The 17618-nt window shown below is 67.9% G+C and carries 17 protein-coding genes; 13 read left to right on the top strand and 4 right to left on the bottom strand.

The genetic code is table 11. From position 1 onward, the window contains the following. Positions 1-335: 335 nt before the first annotated feature. Complete coding sequence (locus KEG57_RS52745) at positions 336-1037, bottom strand: hypothetical protein (RefSeq protein WP_272428430.1); 702 nt, start codon at positions 1035-1037, stop codon at positions 336-338. A gap of 44 nt (positions 1038-1081) precedes the next feature. Then, positions 1082-2506 carry a M20 family metallopeptidase gene (locus tag KEG57_RS52740; protein ID WP_272428431.1) on the bottom strand — a complete coding sequence of 475 codons (1425 nt, stop codon included), beginning with the start codon at positions 2504-2506 and terminating at the stop codon, positions 1082-1084. Positions 2507-2855: 349 nt separating this feature from the next. On the opposite strand from KEG57_RS52740, the gene KEG57_RS52735 reads away from it, so the two are divergent. Both KEG57_RS52735 and KEG57_RS56385 read left to right on the top strand, forming a co-directional pair. After that, on the top strand, positions 2856-3185 hold the full coding sequence (locus KEG57_RS52735) for a four helix bundle protein (protein WP_272428432.1): 330 nt from the start codon (positions 2856-2858) through the stop codon (positions 3183-3185). After that, entirely contained in the window at positions 3112-3405 is a 294-nt protein-coding gene (locus KEG57_RS56385; protein ID WP_372518282.1) for an MYXO-CTERM sorting domain-containing protein, read from the top strand. The genes KEG57_RS52735 and KEG57_RS56385 overlap by 74 nt, the downstream gene beginning before the upstream one ends. On the opposite strand, the gene KEG57_RS52730 is transcribed toward KEG57_RS56385, so the two are convergent. Then, positions 3406-4035, bottom strand: coding sequence for a glutathione S-transferase family protein (locus KEG57_RS52730; RefSeq protein ID WP_272428433.1), 630 nt, complete (start codon positions 4033-4035; stop codon positions 3406-3408). A 212-nt stretch (positions 4036-4247) separates the two neighbouring features. Between KEG57_RS52730 and KEG57_RS52725 the strand changes: the two genes are divergently transcribed. Further along, positions 4248-4604, top strand: a complete 357-nt coding sequence (locus KEG57_RS52725) for a four helix bundle protein (protein ID WP_272428434.1) — start codon at positions 4248-4250, stop codon at positions 4602-4604. Between the two features lie 302 nt (positions 4605-4906). Next, on the top strand, positions 4907-5404 hold the full coding sequence (locus KEG57_RS52720) for an RNA polymerase sigma factor (protein ID WP_272428435.1): 498 nt from the start codon (positions 4907-4909) through the stop codon (positions 5402-5404). Positions 5405-5822: 418 nt separating this feature from the next. On the opposite strand, the gene KEG57_RS52715 is transcribed toward KEG57_RS52720, so the two are convergent. Beyond that, a complete protein-coding gene (locus KEG57_RS52715) occupies positions 5823-6620 on the bottom strand; it encodes a hypothetical protein (protein WP_272429006.1) in 798 nt (265 codons plus the stop codon). A gap of 144 nt (positions 6621-6764) precedes the next feature. On the opposite strand from KEG57_RS52715, the gene KEG57_RS52710 reads away from it, so the two are divergent. The 9 genes from KEG57_RS52710 to KEG57_RS52670 all read left to right on the top strand — a co-directional run bounded on the left by KEG57_RS52710 (position 6765) and on the right by KEG57_RS52670 (position 17234). Then, a complete protein-coding gene (locus tag KEG57_RS52710) occupies positions 6765-7832 on the top strand; it encodes an AraC family transcriptional regulator (protein WP_272460001.1) in 1068 nt (355 codons plus the stop codon). A gap of 218 nt (positions 7833-8050) precedes the next feature. Then, positions 8051-9445, top strand: coding sequence for a calcium-binding EGF-like domain-containing protein (locus tag KEG57_RS52705; RefSeq protein WP_272429002.1), 1395 nt, complete (start codon positions 8051-8053; stop codon positions 9443-9445). 501 nt (positions 9446-9946) lie between these two features. Then, entirely contained in the window at positions 9947-10279 is a 333-nt protein-coding gene (locus KEG57_RS52700) for an MYXO-CTERM sorting domain-containing protein (protein ID WP_272428999.1), read from the top strand. A gap of 59 nt (positions 10280-10338) precedes the next feature. Further along, entirely contained in the window at positions 10339-11988 is a 1650-nt protein-coding gene (locus KEG57_RS52695) for a carboxypeptidase-like regulatory domain-containing protein (protein ID WP_272428997.1), read from the top strand. 196 nt (positions 11989-12184) lie between these two features. Next, a complete protein-coding gene (locus KEG57_RS52690; RefSeq protein ID WP_272460000.1) occupies positions 12185-12547 on the top strand; it encodes a hypothetical protein in 363 nt (120 codons plus the stop codon). A 460-nt stretch (positions 12548-13007) separates the two neighbouring features. Continuing rightward, positions 13008-14555 carry a glycoside hydrolase family 30 protein gene (locus tag KEG57_RS52685; RefSeq protein ID WP_272459999.1) on the top strand — a complete coding sequence of 516 codons (1548 nt, stop codon included), beginning with the start codon at positions 13008-13010 and terminating at the stop codon, positions 14553-14555. A 189-nt stretch (positions 14556-14744) separates the two neighbouring features. Beyond that, entirely contained in the window at positions 14745-15308 is a 564-nt protein-coding gene (locus tag KEG57_RS52680) for an RNA polymerase sigma factor (RefSeq protein WP_272428992.1), read from the top strand. Then, complete coding sequence (locus tag KEG57_RS52675) at positions 15292-16512, top strand: hypothetical protein (RefSeq protein ID WP_272428990.1); 1221 nt, start codon at positions 15292-15294, stop codon at positions 16510-16512. The genes KEG57_RS52680 and KEG57_RS52675 overlap by 17 nt, the downstream gene beginning before the upstream one ends. 89 nt (positions 16513-16601) lie before the next feature. Then, a complete protein-coding gene (locus tag KEG57_RS52670) occupies positions 16602-17234 on the top strand; it encodes a hypothetical protein (RefSeq protein WP_272428989.1) in 633 nt (210 codons plus the stop codon). Positions 17235-17618 lie beyond the last annotated feature (384 nt).

Below are 17618 nucleotides of genomic sequence, written 5' to 3'. Positions count from 1 at the left end.
GTTGTCCACCCCTGGACCCGGACCAGCGCAAGCGCTGGACCCGGGGTCGATGAACTGCGCGATGCGCAGTTCATCGAACAGGCCAGGTCAAGACCCGCGACGAGCCTGCCAGCCAAGACAGCAGCGCTGACGTCTCGACCCATGACGCCGACGGCGTGAAACGACCCTTCGCGGTCTTGTCACGGGCCTGTGGGAAGAACTGCGCATCGCGCAGTTCTTCCCCCTGAGGTCCAGGGCTTGCCCTGGTTCGGGTCGAGGGGCGAACAGCCCCCGCGGGGTCCGGGGCAGCGCCCCGGCGCGACGCTCGCTTGTCAAGCGCCATCGGCGCCCGCCCATCATTCGGCCGGCAAAAAGCCAATCGTGTTCCGGCCTGCTTCGTCCTTCCCGATGGCGTCGACGTACCGCTTCCAGTCGGCTTCGCCGGGGCGGATGATTTGGCTTCCGTCGTCTCGCGGATACGGATCGAACACGAAGAGCCCACGCGCGTCGCGACCGACGAGGATCCAGTGGTCGCCCTCGTCGCCGAATATCGAGATCTTGGCGGGCCAGCATTCGCCTTTGCGGCCGAGCGTCCGCGCGAGGTCGTCGTCGTTCGGCCGGTGCGGCGCCGAAAAGCCCGCGCGTTGCATCAGGTGGAGCAGCTTGCGGTACTCCATTCCGCCGTCCATCCCGCGGTAACGCCGGTAGAGCAGGAGCGCGTAATCGGCGAGCGCGCCGTACGTCGCGTCGGGGCCTCCGCTTGCGATGGCTTGCGCGAGCCGCGTCAGCTCGACGCGCTTCTCGTCATCGAGCTCGTCTGCGATCCGCTCGGCGAGATCGACGAGCCCCGTGTAGCCCGAGGTCGCGAGCATGGCGCCCACGAGCGAGACTGCGCCGCATGCGTGCGCGCTTGCCGAGGGGCTCGTTCCGTTCAGTTGCGTGAGCTTGTCGAGCGCCTCCATCGGATCGCGTGGGAGCCGCTCCTCGTCCGCGACGACGGGCCAGTCGACGTGGTGGATGCCGGGGGAAAACTGGTGCGAGCCAGAGGACGGGGGCATGACACGAGGATACTACGACCCGCGTGTGCCGTGCCCCGATCTCTTTACGCGCTGCGCGTGAAATGATCCGCGATGACGCTGGCGACACACGCCGTCAGCTTCTTGCCGCAACGGATGTGCAAGAACTCGTTTGGGCCGTGGGCGTTCGACTGCGGACCGAGGACACCTGTGATGAGGTACTGCGCCTCGGGGAACTTCTCGCCGAGCATCGCCATGAACGGGATGGTCCCGCCCTCGCCGAACGCCATCGCGGGCTGGCCGAAGAACGCCTGGCTCGCGCGCTGCATCGCCTCGTCGAGCCATGGCGCGAGCGGCGGTGCGTCCCAGCCTTCCGAGGGTTCGGAGAGCGTGAACGTCACGTCGGCGCCGTACGGCGGATCCGCTTCCAGGGCGCGCTTCAGCGCATCGGCCGCGCGCCGCGGGTGCACGCGGGGCGGGATCCGCATCGAGAGTTTTACCTTCGTGAAGGGGCGGAGGACGTTGCCCGCGTTCGCGATCGGCGGGATCCCGTCCGCGCCCGTCACGCTGAGTGCGGGGCGCCAGGTGCGGTTCAAGAGGAGCTCCTTGTTGTCCTGCGCCATCGGCCGCGCCCCCGCGGCCCACGGCATCTCCGCGTAGACCGCGTCGCCGAGCACCGCCGCCGCGGCCTCGGCCTGGGCGATCCGCTGCTCGGGGATCACCGCGAAGAGCTCGTCCACGAGGATTCGGCCGGTGCGATCGTCCTCGATGCGCGAGAGGAGCTGGCGGAGGATGCGGAAGCTCGACGCTGCGACGCCGCTCGCCGATCCGGAGTGCACGCCCTCGCGCAGGATGCGGACCTCGAGCGTGCCTTGCACGAGGCCGCGGAGCGAGGTGGTGGTCCAGAGCTGATCGTAGTTGCCGCAGCCGGAGTCGAGGCAAACGACCAGGCTCGGCTTGCCGATGCGGGGGGCGAGCGCGTCGATGTACGCCGGCAGGTCGAAGCTCCCGCTTTCCTCGGCCGCTTCGATCAGGACGACGCAACGCGCGTGCGGGATGCCTTGCTCGGCGAGCAAGCGGAGGGCCGCGATGGAGGCGAAGGCCGAGTACCCGTCGTCCGCGCCGCCGCGACCGTAGAGCTTGTCGCCCTCGCGCACGGGGTCCCAGGGGCCTTTGCCCTCGGCCCAGCCGGTCATCTCGGGCTGCTTGTCGAGGTGGCCGTAGAGCAGGACGGTGTCGTCGCTCTTGCCGGGGACCTCCATGAGGATGACCGGCGTCCGGCCTTCGAGGCGCACGACCTCGACCTTGAGGCCGGGGACGGGCTGGGCCCGGCACCACTGCTCGATGAGGGCGACGGCGCGCTCCATGTGCCCGTTCTCGCGCCAGTTGCGATCGAACGAGGGGGACTTGTTGGGGATGCGGATGTACTCCGTGAGGGCGGGGAGGATCTCCTGCTCCCAGACGCGCTCGGAGAAGGCTTCGGCGTGCGACTTGTCGAGCTTGGTGGTCATGCGGGTCGTTCCTTCGGGCGGGAACTTAGCGCCGAACGTGTACAAAGGTGAAGCGGGGAGCGGGAGCGGCAAGCGGGAGCGGGAGCGGGAGCGGGAGCGGGAGCGGGAGCGGGAGCGGGAGCGGGAGCGGGAGCGGGAGCGGGAGCGGGATGCAGAGGATCCCGCTCGGGGACTTTGATCGTACCGTCGTGCTCGCGCTCTTCAAGGCCAAGCCGTGCTCACCGTGCTCGCAGCACTACGTGCTGCTCCGCGCGGCTCCGCGCGGTGCTGCGCAGCCTTGAAGAGCGCTCCGCGCGACGGTGTGGGACGTGGGTCCCGGCGATTGGGTCGTCGGGCGGAGGGTTTCGTCATGCTGAGGATCTACGAAGTCGTTTTGACCATGGCTGGGGACGCGGCGGGTATCGCGGAGCAGATCGAACGGAGAGATTCGGATCTCGCTCGGCAACTGCGAAGGGCCATGCATAGCGTCGCCCTCAATGTCGCCGAGGGGGCAGGGAACACGGCCGGGCATAAACGCCAGCGCTATCAAACGGCCCTCGGATCCGCTCGGGAGGTGCTGGCCTGCATCCAGGTCGCCCAGGCCATGCGCTACATCGGCAGCGTCCATCCGAAGGTCCTCGATCGCATGGACCACGTCATCGCCACCCTGGGACGCCTCGTCTACCGCCGCACCTCGTAACACCAGCCGCCCTCGCCCCTCTCCCGCGACGGGAGAGGGGCGAGGGGGTGAGGGACTTTCAGCGCAGGATCACGGCTCCCATTCCAACACACCTCGCACCATTCCCGGTGGATCGTCGGCGGCCGACGACGGCGGTGGCTGCGGCTGTCGTGCGCCGACGCGCAGCGCCGCAGCCCCGCTCGTGTTGCTCGTGCTCGCGGCGCGACGACGCCGGCGATGATCAGCCGGGCGGTTGGATGCCGTGCTCTTTCATCACGGCGACGTTGCGCGCCTCGGCGCGCTGCGACGCCGGGCGGGCCGACAGCCGCTCCGCATATGCCATGAACGCGGGCCGCTTCTCCAGCAGGCCGAAGCGCAGCATGTAGCGCACGGTGCCGCCGAAGATCGTGTCGGCCATCGAGAAGCGGTCGCCGAGGAGGAACTGGCGATCGCCGATCGCCGCCTCGATCGCGGAGAGCATCTCCTCGGGCGTGCCCCACCCCGCCGAGCCCGGCTTGTACTGCCAGCCCGCCATCTTCGCCATCGAGCCCGGCTCGATCACCGACGGAGCGAACAGCGACCACCGCAGGTACGTCGCGCGCGCGGGATCGTCGACCTTCGGCGCGAGCGTGCCGTAGCCGTAGCGATCGCCGAGGTACAGGCCGATCGCCGCCGCCTCGGTGACGACCGCCTCGCCGTCGACGAGCACCGGCAGCTTGCCCATCGGGTTGAGCGCGACGATCTCGGGGGCCTTCTGCTCCCCCGCCTGCATGTCGACCCAGCGGAGCTCGTAGTCGACGCCGACCTCCTCGAGCATCCACAGGATTCCGGCCGCGCGCGAGAACGGGTGGTGATAGAGCGTGATGGACATCGTTCCTCCTCGTTTTTCGAACCGCGGTGTATCACTGCCGGACGGCGACGAACAGGTCGGCGTGGCCCCTCGGCTCGGCCGCATACCAGAGCACGTCGAGATCCGGCGCGAGCCACGGGTCGTACTCGTCGCCGGTGCCGTTCACGCCGTCGACGGGACGCGGCAGCAGGGCTCACGACCACGGAGCTCGCGGTCCGCCCTGAGGCTTCACCATGATCCTCCCCGCGCACCCGCAGGCGCACACATGCCCCTTCGCGTTCTCCGCCTCCGCCCACGCCTCCGCCACACCCGCGGGCGTCCTCCGCGCCGGCAACTTCACCGTTCTTTCCAGGATCAGCGCCGGCATCGCCGTTTGGCGTAAGATCAACATCGCCGAGGGGGCAGGGAACACGGCCGGGCATAAACGGCAGCGCTATCAAACCGCCCTCGGCTCCGCTCGGGAGGTGCTGGCCTGCATCCAGGTCGCCCAGGCCATGCGCTACACCGGCAGCGTCAATCCAAAGGTCCTCGATCGCATGGACCACGTCATCGCCACCCTGGGACGCCTCGTCTACCACCGCGCCTCATAACACCAGCCGCCCTCGCCCCTCTCCCGGGACGGGAGAGGGGTTGGGGGTGAGGGACTTTCAGCGCAGGATCACGGCTCCCATTCCAACACACCTCGCACCATTCCCGGTGGATCGTGGGTTCTCCGGCGACGAACCTATCTCCCTTTTTGAAGTTGAGTTTCGCCCTCATCTGTGGGACAAAACAAGCGACGCCAGCCGGCGCTTGCAACACCGACCGGCGTCTGACCCGCAAACCCCAACGGCAGTGGAGTTCACGAGCTGTGATCAATCTAGAGGTCTGTCCTGAGTCCGCCAAGAAACCGGTGACCTTTGCCTCCCCGGAGGCCACCTTCGCGTGGTTTTACCGCGAGTTCCGGGGCTTCGTCCGCTCCGTCCTGCTCAAGCATGGCCGCGTGGAGGAGCGGGAGGTTGACGACCTCGTGCAGGATGTCTTCCTCGTCGCCTGGCGACGGCGCGACGGGCTCTTGTGGGGTGAGCAAGCGCGGGCTTGGCTCTACACGATCGCGATCTATCGCGCGGCGAACCATCGCAAGCTCGCGCGGAATCGCTGGGAAGCCCTCACGGACGAACCCCCCGAGCCTCCGGTCCATCCGCGGACGACGCAGGCCATGGACGCGACCCGCCTCCTCTGGAAGGCCAACCAGAAGCTCGGCAAAAAGCTCGCCCCCGTGCTTTGGGCTTACGAAATCGAAGGCCGCTCGATGCCGGAGATCGCCCGCGCGCTCGGGATCCACCTGAAGACCGCCTACGCCCGCCTGATGCTCGCCCGGAGCCGCCTCGCGCTCTGCGCTCCCCGCTGACGGCTCCGCCCCGAAGGTCATCGGCTCGATGTCGATGCCGACACGCGGACCTTCCCGAGCCTTCCGGCTGGGGGTCGATATCGGCTTGCCGACCTCGCAGAGGTCTCCGGCTGGGGATTGATGTCGGCTTGCCGACCTCGCAGAGGTCTCCGGCTGGGGATTGATGTCGGCTTGCCGACCTCGCAGAGGTCTCCGGCTGGGGATTGATGTCGGCTTGCCGACCTCGGAGAGGTCTCCGGCTGGGGATTGATGTCGGCTTGCCGACCTCGGAGAGGTCTCCGGCTGGGGATTGATGTCGGCTTGCCGACCTCGGAGAGGTCTCCGGCTGGGGATTGATGTCGGCTTGCCGACCTCGGAGAGGTCTCCGGCTGGGGATTGATGTCGGCTTGCCGACCTCGAAGTGGTCCCCGGCTCGGGTTCAGGTCGGCGCGTTCGCCGAAGGCACCGCGGGCAGTATCTCCTCGCCCGTTTCGGGGTTCACGTCCGGGACCGAGCGACGGGCTTTGAGGTACTGTCCGATGGCATCATTTTGACGGAGAATCGGGCCCATGAGCGCTTGTCGGCCCGCGCGGTCCGCGTCGCTCTCCGACGGATGCCTGCCGGCGATCATCGCCATGGCCTGGAGCATGAGATTCTGGCCCTTCGCGCGGGCTTCCTTGACGGCAAGGAACTTCAAGCCATCGGCGGGCGTATCGAGGAGCTTCCTGTATTCGGTCGCAAGGTCGGTGATATGAACGATCATACGCGTCAAACCAAACTCCATCACGAGCGATGCCCATTTGGGTTGCTTGAGCTCCGTCAGGATCCGCTCCACTTCGGCCGCCTCGTCAGGATACGTGGCATTCGTGACGGCCGCCGCGCCGAGCGGAAAGAGAATCTGGAGCAAGGACGCGCCGGAAACGGCGAGCGGGTCGCCCGCCTTGGAAGCTCGCACCTGGCGATCGATGGTGTCGCGGAGAGACGTTATCGTCCCGTCGAGCGTGATGTCGAGCTCACGCAGCCCCGGGACGACGGTCGAGTCCTGCGCGCGGCCATTCCACTTTGCTTCGATGACGAGCGTATCTTGATCATGCGCGACGCAGATATCCGCATGCAACGCGAGCGCGGCGAGCTCCGCCGCGAGCGCCTCCGCCCTCACCTGCCGCATGCAGTGCACGCGGCGGCCCGGCGTGAACACGTAGATGCCTGGGAATATCGCCTGAAGACTGACGTCCATGAACCCATCCTTTCCCAACACACGAAACCAGGCCGTAGGCTCGCCGACATGCAACCGGGCTGTCAAGGGGAAGAGCCGCGGAAGCCGAAGAGGCAGCACCATCGCGTTGGCTTTGACCGCCGGTACGCGTGATCATGGAGGCGCATGATGCACGCCAGGTTGGGAACGGATCTCGTCCACAGCCAGCCGATCCCCGACAAGGTGGCGCTTTCCGCCCGTCGAGAAGCAGCGCCCCTCTTGGTCGTGAAGAGTCACCTCAGCACCACCGACCTCGACGAGCTGCTCCCCACCTACTCCCGCCTCTACCCGGGCGCGACGCTAAAGCCCCTGTCAGGGACCGCCTTCCGGTGCCATTTCGCGGTCACCTCGGCCGGGCCCGTGTCGTTCGTGGCGGGGGACTGGGACCTCGGCGGCCGGGTCGAGGCGGCCGCCCTCGGCGATCGGTACGCGCTGGTGTTCGGAGGGGAAGGCAGCGGCGACGGGGAGGTGGAGATCCGGAGCCGGCGCCTTTCGATCACGCCTGGAAAGCAGGCCGCGCTCTTCGTTCCCGTGCGGCCGGCGAACATCAGGATGCCCGTGGGCTCGAAGGGCCGGACCGTCACCATCGAGCGATCGGCCCTCGAAGCGCACTTCGCCATGCTCACGGGCCACGCGAGCCACGGCGCGATCCCATTCGAACCCGATCTGGATCTCACCACGGGCGGCGGCGCGACGCTCCACGGGATCGTGCGGCTGCTCCGGGAGGAGATCGAGCGCCCCGCGGTCTCGCCGTTCGTCCGGCCGCGGCTCTTCGACGTGCTCCTCACCGCGCTCGTGACCATTCCTCGCCACGAGGGCTTGCGCCTGCTCGAGCTCCCGCCCCCGCGCGTCGCCCCCGCGGTCGTGCGCCGGGCCGAGGAGTACATCGCGGCGCACGCCGGCGAGGCGATCCGGCTCTCGGACATCGTCGCCGCGGCGGGCGCGCCGGCCCGCTCGCTCCAGGCGGCGTTCCGCGCGGCGCGGGGCATGACGCCGATGGAGTTTTTGAAGATCCGGCGGCTCGAGCAGGCGCGCCACATGCTCCTCGCCCCGCAGCCCGAGACGACCGTGTCGGGCGTCGCCGCCGTCATGGGCTTCCGCAACGCGGGGCGGTTCAGCGTCGAATACAGGAAGTGCTTCCAGGAGAGCCCCTCCGAGACGCTCACGCGCGGCCGCGCCTCCGCCCTGCGCTGATCAGAAAACGCAAGGCTACTCGACAAACGCAACGATTCCGCCCTGCCTCCGGGACGGCTGTCGCGGGAGCTTTCGCGCTCGGGTATAGATCCGCCGCCATGACACACGCCTCTCCATCGCCGGGGCGGAGGTGGTCCTCAGAGCAGACGCTTTGACGTGAGCGGACGTTTCAGTTAACGGTCGCCGCTGAAGACTTGACGATTACGGAAAGACCAAAAATGACGAAGGCATCCATCACACCCCTCTTGCTCGTCCTGCTTTCGGGCGGTTCGCTCGGCTGCGAGCTCATCGCCACGGTCGACCGCAGCCAGATCGACGTCGGCGCCGGCGGGAGCGGCGGCGCGGGCGGGAGCGGCGGCGTGGGCGGGAGCGGCGGCGCGGGCGGGAGCGGCGGTGTGGGCGGGAGCGGCGGCGCGGGCGGCGGCGAATGCACCCCCGAGGACGACGAGAACCCCTGCACGGAGGACGTCTGCGAGGGCGGCGTGCCCACGCACAAGCCCACGGCGGCCGGGACCGCCCTGCCCGATCAGGTGACGGGCGATTGCCAAGAGGCCGTGTGTGACGGCAACGGCGTCGTGATCCAGCAAGCCGACGACGCCGACCTGCCCGACGACATGAACGAATGCACGAGCGACGTGTGCACCGCGGGCGTGGCGTCGAACCCCCCGCTTTCGGCGGGCTCCGCCTGCGGCGCGGGCCTCGTGTGTGACGGCAACGGCATGTGCATCGGCTGCAACACGCCGGCCGACTGCGCGGGCATGGACGACGCGTGCAAGGCCCGCACGTGCGAGGCCGGGGTCTGCGGCGTGAGCTTCACGCCCGCGAACACGCCCGTGGACATGCAGACCCCCGGGGATTGCAGTGCGATCGTGTGTGACGGCAGCGGCGACACCACCACGATCGCCGACGACACCGACCTGCCGCCCGACGACGCGAACCCCTGCAAGGTCCCCGCGTGCAGCGCCGGTCAGCCGGCCGTGGCCGACGCGCCGGACGGCACCACCTGCGCGGACGGCGACGCGTGCACGCTGGCCGACACCTGCCAGGCCGGGACCTGCACCCCCGGCGCCGGGCAGCCGTGCCAGAACGGTGGCACGTGCGCGACGGAGGAGACCGGCTACACCTGCTCCTGCCCGTCCGGCTACTCGGGTGTCAACTGCGAGATCTGCGTCCCCACCACCTGCGAGGCCCAGGGAGCGACCTGCGGCACCATCCCCGATGGCTGCGGTGGCATGCTCTCCTGCGGGCCGGCTTGCGCCGTCTGTCCCTGCGATGCGGATCCGTCGTGGCAAAGCGCGCTGGCTGGGACGCTCGTGACGGATGGACGGTGCACCAATTACTCCTTCCCGGGCCCCTGCGGGAGCAACGTGATGAGCCCAGACAGCTTTTCCTGGGCAGTGTCCGAGGCCGGCGCGTCGCTCGTGGAGCTCCTCGCCGGAACGCAGGGCGGCGAGAGCTTCTGCGGTGTGCAGGTGATGCAGCCGTCCAGCCCCACGCAATGCAGTGGGGGTGCTTTCCCCGTCATCCTGAGCAGTCTCACCGCGGCGGAGGGCGCGGCGTGCAGGACCAAGGTCCTGAACTTCGGGGCGGCCCAGGGCGGCGTCTGCGAGTGAGCCTGCGGCTCCTGGCCGGCGCCCGGCATGACGAGCCACCCTGGTAGCGCAAGCCGTACAACCTTGGTCCGGGCCGCGCATGTCCTGCCCCCGGGCCGTGAAGGGGGGTTGGGGAGCCCCGAGACGCCCGTCGACGGCCTCTCGGGGGGGCCCTCTGATCCTCCGTCGCGGCATACCCGCACGCCCAGGCGGCCGTGGGGAGCAGCTCGACGAGGGGGGCTTCGAATTCGCTCGAAGGCAGGCTCTTGTAGCGGGCCAAAAGCTTCGTCGGCTCGAGCAGGCTCGCCGCATGCTCCTCGCCCCGCGGCCCCGCGCGCTGATCAAAAAACGCAAGGCTGGTCAACAAACGCAACGATCTCGCCCCGGCTCCAGGACGGCCATCGCGGAAATGACGTCTGGGTGTAGATTGCCGCCCATGACACACGTCGCTTCGTTCTTGGGCCGGAGGTCGTGGCTCCGCCGCGCCTCCGCCGGCGCCGTGTTGGTCCTGCTTGCCGCGTCTTGCGGCCCCGACACCGTCCCCGAGAGCCAGCCGGCGCCGGCCTCCGCCGCCCCGACGCAAGCCCGACGAACCCGAACAAGCCCGACGGCACGGTCTGCACCGGCGGCACGTGCCTCGCGGGCGCATGCATGGACACAGGAGCGGGAGGAAGCGGCGGCGGAAGCGGAAGCGGAAGCGGAAGCGGAAGCGGAAGCGGCGGCGGTGACACCGGCGGCGACAGCGACGGGTGCGGCTGCGTCGCGGCCGGCACGACCGAACGCGAGGGAGCGGCCGCGTGGGCTGCGCTCGGGCTCCTCGGAATGCTCTTCGCGCGACGCCGCCGCCGGAGCTGACCTTACCCATCACTGACGCATGGCCGGCGCGTCCAGACTGTCCGGCAGAAGGATGCTTTATGATCTACGCACGCTCTCTCGTTCTCCGCAGGACCCTCCCTTTCCTCATATCGGCGCTCGCCCTCGGGCCCGTCGCCGGCTGCGACGACGACAATGGCAGCAACAACAGCAGTAGCAGCAGCAGCAGCTCTTCCTCGGGAAGCGGCGGAGCCGGTGGTCAGGACGAAAGCTTTCGCCTCTCGGGTTCGCTTTCGTACGAGTACGTGCCCTTCGACGTCGACCTCGAAAAGCTCGATTATGGCAAGATCGAGAAGCGCCCGATCCGCGGGGCCTCGGTCCGCCTGATCGACGCCGACACCGACGCCGAGATCGCGAAGACGACCTCCGACGACGAGGGCGCCTACAGCTTCGACTACATGGGGGCCGCCAAAGTGAAGGTCTGGGTCTACGCCCAGACGGAAGTCCCCTCGTTGATCGTCGAGGACAATACGTCCGGAGACGAGGTCTACGTGATGGAGAGCAACACGGCCGACAGCGCCGCCGACGCGAAGCTCGACGTCCTCGCCGCCACGGGCTGGGACGGGACCGCGTACACCAAGACCCGCGCCGCCGCGCCGTTCGCCGTGCTCGATACGGCCTACACCGCGGTGAGGCGCTTCCTCGACGAGGTCTCTCCGCCCCCCGAGCTCCCTCCGCTCAAATTCAACTGGAGCATCGACAATCGCCCCGAGGAGGGGGACAAAGCCCTGGGCCAGGTCGGCACCTCCCATTATGACGGCGAGGAGCTCTATATCCTCGGCAAGGCGGACGTGGACACCGACGAGTTCGATTCGCACATCATCGTCCACGAGTGGGGCCACTGGTTCGACAACACGCTCGGCCGTGCGGACACCATCGGAGGCACCCACGGCTCCGGCGACATCGAGGACCCGCGGCTCGCCTGGAGCGAAGGGTTCTGCACCGGCTTGAGCGCGATCATCCTCGATCCGGACACCACGTACACCGACAGCTCCGGGCCCGGGCAGGCGAGCGGCTTCGCGAACGATGTCGAAGTGAACAACAACAACGTCGAGACGAACCCGGGCTGGTTCTCGGAGACGACGATCGAGGGGCTCGTGTACGATCTCTATGACGGGGCGAACGAGCCCTTCGACCAGGTCAGCGTGGGCATCAAAGGCATCTACGAGGCGCACCAGAGCCAAAAGACCAAGGCTTCGTTCACGACGCTCTTCTCGTTCGTGGCCTCGCTCAAGGAGAACAACCCGCAAGCAGCGGCGGACATCGACGCGGTCACGTCGTTCTACAACGCCAGCGCCGATTTCGGCATCGACCCCATCGAGGACGAGTGGGGGACGAACGAGACGCACGCAGGCGGCTTCCCCGGGAGCCTGCCGGTCTACAAGGAGGGTGTCGTCGGCGATAGCTACACCGTCGACATGACCGGCGACGACGAATCCAATCGACTCTCCCAAAACGTCTACTTCCGGATGGAAGGCGACGGGATGCCCATCACCGTCACCTCCACCAGCCCGAGCAACGTCGATCTGGCGGTGTACAACGCCGGCGTCCTCGTCACGTCCGACGAAAACCCGAGCGGGGAAGAGAGCCTCACGTTCGATTCGGAGGCAGGGACGATCTACGTGCTCAGCGTGCGTGGGTACAACACCATGCCCATGTCGTACGCGGCCGACATCACCATCTCGCACTGAAGAAAAGGAATCGACAATGAAATACATCAGCATCGTGGGGATGGTCGTACTTCTCGCGGCAGCGGCGTGCGGGTCTGACGGAGCGCGACCTCCGGCTCCTCCCGCAAGCGCGGGCGGCTCTTCCGAGGCGGCCCCGGGCGAGCCCCAAGCCGCGGCCCCAAGCACGGTCGAGCCCACAGCGAAGCCCTCCGCTCCCGTGAACGTGACCGCGACGCTAAAGCCAGGCGCGGCCGATCTGGATGTCGTCTTCGGCGCAGACGGCTCGAACATCACCATCGAGGTCTGGGGGGTGGACGGGCTGAAGCTCAAGGGAGGAGCGAGCCCGGTCTCGCAGCCGTCCGTGAGAAACGGGCAATCCGTCAAGGTGTCCGTTCTCTACGACGCGGTGGCGACCGAGAGTAACCTCGCAATCCGCGTCAGCGGCACCTTCAACGGCCGAGAGCAGGCCAAAGTGCAGTCATTCACGATCAACTTGGGCAGCCAGCCCAAAGGCACGCTGGACGGGGAGAGCAAGGTCGATAAAGACGGTCGGCCGGTCAAGGTGATGAAGTCGCAATAATGGCCGCGCCGGGGCTCTGCCCCGGGCCCCGCGGGGGCTGTTCGCCCCTCGACCCGAACCAGGGCAAGCCCTGGACCATTTGGGGAAGAACTGCGCGATGCGCAGTTCTTCCCACAGGCCGGTGGCAAGACCAGGAAGGTGCGTTTCACGCTGGCAGCGGGCACGTTGCCAGTTGAATCCTCAGCGCCGCGGTCTTGGCTGGCAGGGTCGTCGCTGGTCTTGACCTGGCCTGTTCGATGAACTGCGCATCGCGCAGTTCATCGACCCCGAGTCCAGCGCTTGCGCTGGTCCGGGTCCCGGGGCGGACAGCCCCGGGTGGGGCCTGGGGCAAAGCCCCAGCGAAGCGCACCTTCAGCATAAAGATGCGTTGATGCAAGAGCCTACGGAACGGCGAAAAGTCCCCTGAGGCTTTTCGGCCGATGATAGAGTTCACGCGTCTTTTTACGACGGAGGCTCTGTCATGAGTTCGATGAGTCGTATTATCTCCGCGTCGCTTCTTGTTCTGGCTGCCGCATGCTCGGGGGGCGGCGGCGAAGGCGGCTCCGCGGCAGGGGAGACCGGCGGCGGAGGCGGAAGTGCCGGGAGCGGCGGCAGCGGCGGATCCGGCGGCAGCGGTAGCGCGCTTGGTGGGCCATTCCGGCATGGGATCAATGCCGGCCACCGCCACCCCACTTGGAGTGACCCCGAGCTTGCGAAGCTCGCGCGCGAGGCCGGCGCCGACAGCCAGCGGATCTCGCTACCCGAGCAGCACTTGACGACGTGGGGGTACGAGATCGAGGTCGAGGACATCAAGCAATACGCGGCGCTCGGCATGTCGAACCACGTCGCCTTCTTGACGACCCCCACGGCCGAACATTCGACGGCGCCCGCAGGCACGCCGGACTGGCAGGTTGCCGAGTACATGCCGAAAAACCTGCATCAACCCGTGTTCCTCGAGGACGGCACGATCAACCCCGACAACTACTGGGGCGCGTATGTGTACAAGACGGTGAGCACCTACAAGGATTGGGTGAAGGTGTGGGAGGTGTGGAACGAGCCCGATTGGGTCGCCGATTGGCAGGTGACGGTGACATGGGACAAGGACCCGCCCACGAAGGAGCAACTCCCGCGCTTTCATGGCTCGATCTTCGATTACGTGCGCATGCTGCGCGTAACGCGCGAGGCGGCGCTCAAGGCCGATCCGGACGCGAAGATTGCGCTCGGCGGGATCGGATACCCGAATTTCCTCTCGGCCGTGCTCCGTTACACGGACAACCCCGAGGGCGGCGCCGTGACGGCCGATTACCCCGAGAAGGGCGCGAAGTACTTCGACGTCCTGAGCTTCCATTACTATCCGGTCTTCAGCCCGGGTAGCTCGGACGTCGGTGTGAACGGCTTCGTCGATTCCAAGAACAATCTGGCGAAGGTCCTCGATGCTGCGGGCGTCAGCGGGAAGACGTGGATGGTGACCGAGAGCGGGGCGCCGCATGAGCTCATCGGCGCAGGCCCGGGCGGGGCGGAATACGCGAGAAACTACATCCTCAAGGTGATGACCACCGCGCAGGCCGAGGGGATCGGCGGCGTCGATTGGTATCTCCTGACCGACAGCGCGGAGCTCGGCGCGAGCGACAGCTCCTTCGACTACATGGGCCTGTATTACGATGTCCTGAAGCTCGGCGCGCCGACCGAGGCAAAGATCACGGATACGGGCGTCGCGTATCGAACGCACGGGCAGCTCCTCGCCGGCGCCTCGTTCGACGCAGGCGCGACGGAGGCGCTCGCGCTGCCGGAAGCGGTCGGCGGCGCGGCGTTCAAGCTCTCGAATGGGAAAACGGCCTTCGTCCTGTGGGCGAAGACGAGCGGTACCAGCGAGGACGCGAGCGCGACGTATTCGCTCGCCGCGGGCGGGCCGATCAAGGCGTATGCGTGGGACCATAGCAAGACCGGCGCGGCCACGGATCTCGCGCCGGCGGGCGGGAGCGTTTCGCTCTCGCTCACGGACGCGCCGCAGATCTTCATCGAGCAGTAGGCCCCGCCACGTCCGTCCCCTCGGGCGCCGTGCCCAGGCAAAATCGACAGCGGGCAGGAAACGTTTGCCCCGATCGTGGGTGAAGGCGGAGAGAAGCCCCGTCGACCCATGCCCGCCCCCGTCCGTCAGCTGTACGTTCCGACCGTGCCGAGCCGCGGGGCGGACGAGAGACCCATCCCAAGCACGCGGATGGACGCGCGCTGCGATGGTCGTGATCTGTCTCCGAGCGAGCTCCGCGCCGCGATCGCCGCGGCCTACGAGAGGCACCGCGGGCTCGTGTATCGGCTCGCGCTGCGTTATGGCTCCGCGCGTAGGGCCTGGGCCGAGGACGTGACGCAGGAGGTGTTCCTGCAGCTCGTGCGGCACGCCGGAGTGCTCGACGATCTCGATGCGCTCGAGGGGTGGCTTTACCGGACGACGACGCGCAGGTGCCTGAACAAGCTGCGCAAGGAGCGGCTGCTCGCGTGGGTGACGATGGACTTCCTGCGCGGGGAGAGCCGCGAGGAGCCGTCGATGGACGGAGACGCGCTCGCCGGGGCCCGTGACGAGCTCCGCCACGCGTTTCGAGCGCTCTCCACATTGCCCGCAAAGGAACGCGTGGCATTCGCCATGCACGTTATCGATGGCCTGACGCTCGAGGAGATCGGCGCGGTGCTGGGTCACACGAAGGGCTACGTATCGAAGCTCGTGATGCGCGCGCAGGCTCGGCTCACGGAGGACGGGTGGGAGGTGGGTGATGGCGGATCGACCTGAAGGACCGCGTCCCCCGGCGCTCCTTTCCGCTTTACGCGAGGCGGATCGGGTCCTCTCCGAGGCAGATCCCGCGCCGGCCTTGAAGAACCGAATCCTGGACGCCGTGGGGCCGGATCTTCGAGGGATTCGCGTCCGTCGAGCCGCGCTCTTCGTGGTGCCCGCGGTGGCGATGGCCGTCGCCGTGGCCACGTGGGGGCCAGGCCTGGACAAGTCGCCCGCCGCCGAGGCGTCGAAGCCGCCGGAGGACATGACGGCGCCGGAGTCTCCCACCGGCGAGGGGGACGCGGATATAGCGATCGAACGGCCGCGCGCGGATGATGCGCGCCGCATCTCCTCGGAGCAAACCTCGCGGCTCGAACCGCCCGCGGCGCGCGCGCCCGCTCCGTCACGATCGGGAAAGCCATCCGTGGGCGACCCGATCGTGCCCTCGCTGTCGCCGAGGACCCCGGAGCCACGGCGGGTTTTGCCATTGCCACGGCCCTCGTCCGGCCCGTCGCCGTGGTCGTCTCGAGCGCCTCGTTCCCAGGCGGATCCGCCCGACCCTTGGAGCGTTTCACCGGTGCTTCCCCTCGCGGCCCCCGGGCCGGCTTCGCCCCTCGCGCCACGTGCCGGCGGAGATCTCGCGGCGAGCCCTGGAAAGCCGAGCGTTTCAGGCTCGCCTGGTGTGGACAGGTCCACGCGTGACGTGGAGAGGCCCGCGCCTTCCGTGGACGAGACGAAGGGCGGAACCCATCCGGAGACGGATGCCACGTTCGACGTGCACGTGATCGGTATTTACGAGGCGTCGACCTCCGAGGGCGGCGTGTCGGTGCATATCGCCCGCTCGGGTCCCATGGTTCTCGTGTTATCGGCTTTCGCCGCCACGACGTGGACGGTCACGGCGGCCCCGGAGGCCGACATTCGCAAGATCTTCGTGCTCGGTTACGAGACGCAGACCCTCGCATCCGCGCCGGATACCGTGGTGCACGTCGCGAGCGCCGAGAGCTCGGGGGGGTTTTTCGGCTGCGCCTACGAGTGGCCGGACCAGGATCCACACAGCGGCTGCGAGACCGAGCCGTTCCTCGCGGCGCTGCACGACGCGCTCGGCCTTTCGGCGACGTCCTTTCACGGCTGCTACGCCGGCTCCGCGTTCACCATCACGGAGGACGACTACGCGGGAACCTGCATGACCGAGATGGGCTATCCGTTCACGGGTTTTCCCTGAACAGGCGGCCGGTCCAAAAAAAGAACGACCCCGGGGAAACTTCCCCGGTCCTCCCGGGTGAACAGGATATCCCGGCAGGAGAAAGCACCATGAAGACTTCCTACATTGCCATCGCGGCCCTCTCGCTCGCCTCGCTCGCCACCGCCTGCGCACCCGCCGTCACGGTCGAGCAGGAGCTCGGGCAGGGCGAACAGACCGTTTTGCAGGGGGGCGGGACCTGTGGCGACGTGGAGCTGCACGTCGTCGGCATCTACGATCCGTATTCCGCCGCCACGAATGTCCAGGGGCCCGCCAGCGTGCACATCGATCGCCCAGGATCGGTGGTGCTCTTCCTCTCCTCGTATTCGGCCGCCGACTGGACCGTGACCACCGGCCCGGAGACCGACCTCGTCGCCGTCTATGCGCATGGATACGAGGCGCAAACCGTGCAAGCGCCCGACGGCGTCGAGGCGACCGTCTTTGCGTCCGAGAGCGGCGCCGAATTCCTGGGCTGCGGGTACGCGTTCCCGGACCAGGATCCCACGAGCGGCTGTGAGACCCCGGAGCTGCTCGCGGGGATCGAAGGATTCCTCGGCCTGCCCGTCACGTCGTTCCACGGCTGTTATGCCGCGTCCGATTTCACGATCGGCGCGGACCTGTCCTCGTCATCGAACTGCGCCGTGGACATGGGATACGCCCACACGAGCTTCGTCTCGGCAGGGTGCACCGACGATACGGAGTGATCGATGGGGGCGTCGCGCTGGGGCGTTGCCCCAGGCCCCACCAGGGGCTATCCGCCCCTGGACCCGGACCAGCGCAAGCGCTGGACCCGGGGTCGATGAACTGCGCAATGCGCAGTTCATCGAACAGGCCAAGGCAAGACCAGCGAAGGCCCTGCCCATCGAGACCGCCGCGCTGACGGTTCTACCGGCAAACGGGCCCGTTGGAAGAACTGCGCACCGCGCAGTTCTTCCCCAAAGGTCCAGGGCTTGCCCTGGTTCTGAGCATTGGTCTCATCTCGCGAGCCCATTCTCCCTGAGCACCCGTAGCATCTCTGCTGCGGGTGCCAGTCGTTCGAGCCCGCGGCTGATGGTGACGGATCCGGGGGGTCCTCCGGAGGACTTGCC

Source organism: Polyangium jinanense (assembly GCF_028435365.1).
This window is presented reverse-complemented; position numbering and strand designations above follow the sequence as displayed.

Bases quoted from the DNA above. Each gene is read 5' to 3' on its own strand.
- KEG57_RS52745 (WP_272428430.1), bottom strand. From the start codon at position 1,037: ATGCCCCCGTCCTCTGGCTCGCACCAGTTTTCCCCCGGCATCCACCAC.
- KEG57_RS52740 (WP_272428431.1), bottom strand. From the start codon at position 2,506: ATGACCACCAAGCTCGACAAGTCGCACGCCGAAGCCTTCTCCGAGCGC.
- KEG57_RS52735 (WP_272428432.1), top strand. From the start codon at position 2,856: ATGCTGAGGATCTACGAAGTCGTTTTGACCATGGCTGGGGACGCGGCG.
- KEG57_RS52730 (WP_272428433.1), bottom strand. From the start codon at position 4,035: ATGTCCATCACGCTCTATCACCACCCGTTCTCGCGCGCGGCCGGAATC.
- KEG57_RS52725 (WP_272428434.1), top strand. From the start codon at position 4,248: ATGATCCTCCCCGCGCACCCGCAGGCGCACACATGCCCCTTCGCGTTC.
- KEG57_RS52715 (WP_272429006.1), bottom strand. From the start codon at position 6,620: ATGGACGTCAGTCTTCAGGCGATATTCCCAGGCATCTACGTGTTCACG.
- KEG57_RS52710 (WP_272460001.1), top strand. From the start codon at position 6,765: ATGATGCACGCCAGGTTGGGAACGGATCTCGTCCACAGCCAGCCGATC.
- KEG57_RS52705 (WP_272429002.1), top strand. From the start codon at position 8,051: ATGACGAAGGCATCCATCACACCCCTCTTGCTCGTCCTGCTTTCGGGC.
- KEG57_RS52695 (WP_272428997.1), top strand. From the start codon at position 10,339: ATGATCTACGCACGCTCTCTCGTTCTCCGCAGGACCCTCCCTTTCCTC.
- KEG57_RS52685 (WP_272459999.1), top strand. From the start codon at position 13,008: ATGAGTTCGATGAGTCGTATTATCTCCGCGTCGCTTCTTGTTCTGGCT.
- KEG57_RS52680 (WP_272428992.1), top strand. From the start codon at position 14,745: ATGGACGCGCGCTGCGATGGTCGTGATCTGTCTCCGAGCGAGCTCCGC.
- KEG57_RS52675 (WP_272428990.1), top strand. From the start codon at position 15,292: ATGGCGGATCGACCTGAAGGACCGCGTCCCCCGGCGCTCCTTTCCGCT.
- KEG57_RS52670 (WP_272428989.1), top strand. From the start codon at position 16,602: ATGAAGACTTCCTACATTGCCATCGCGGCCCTCTCGCTCGCCTCGCTC.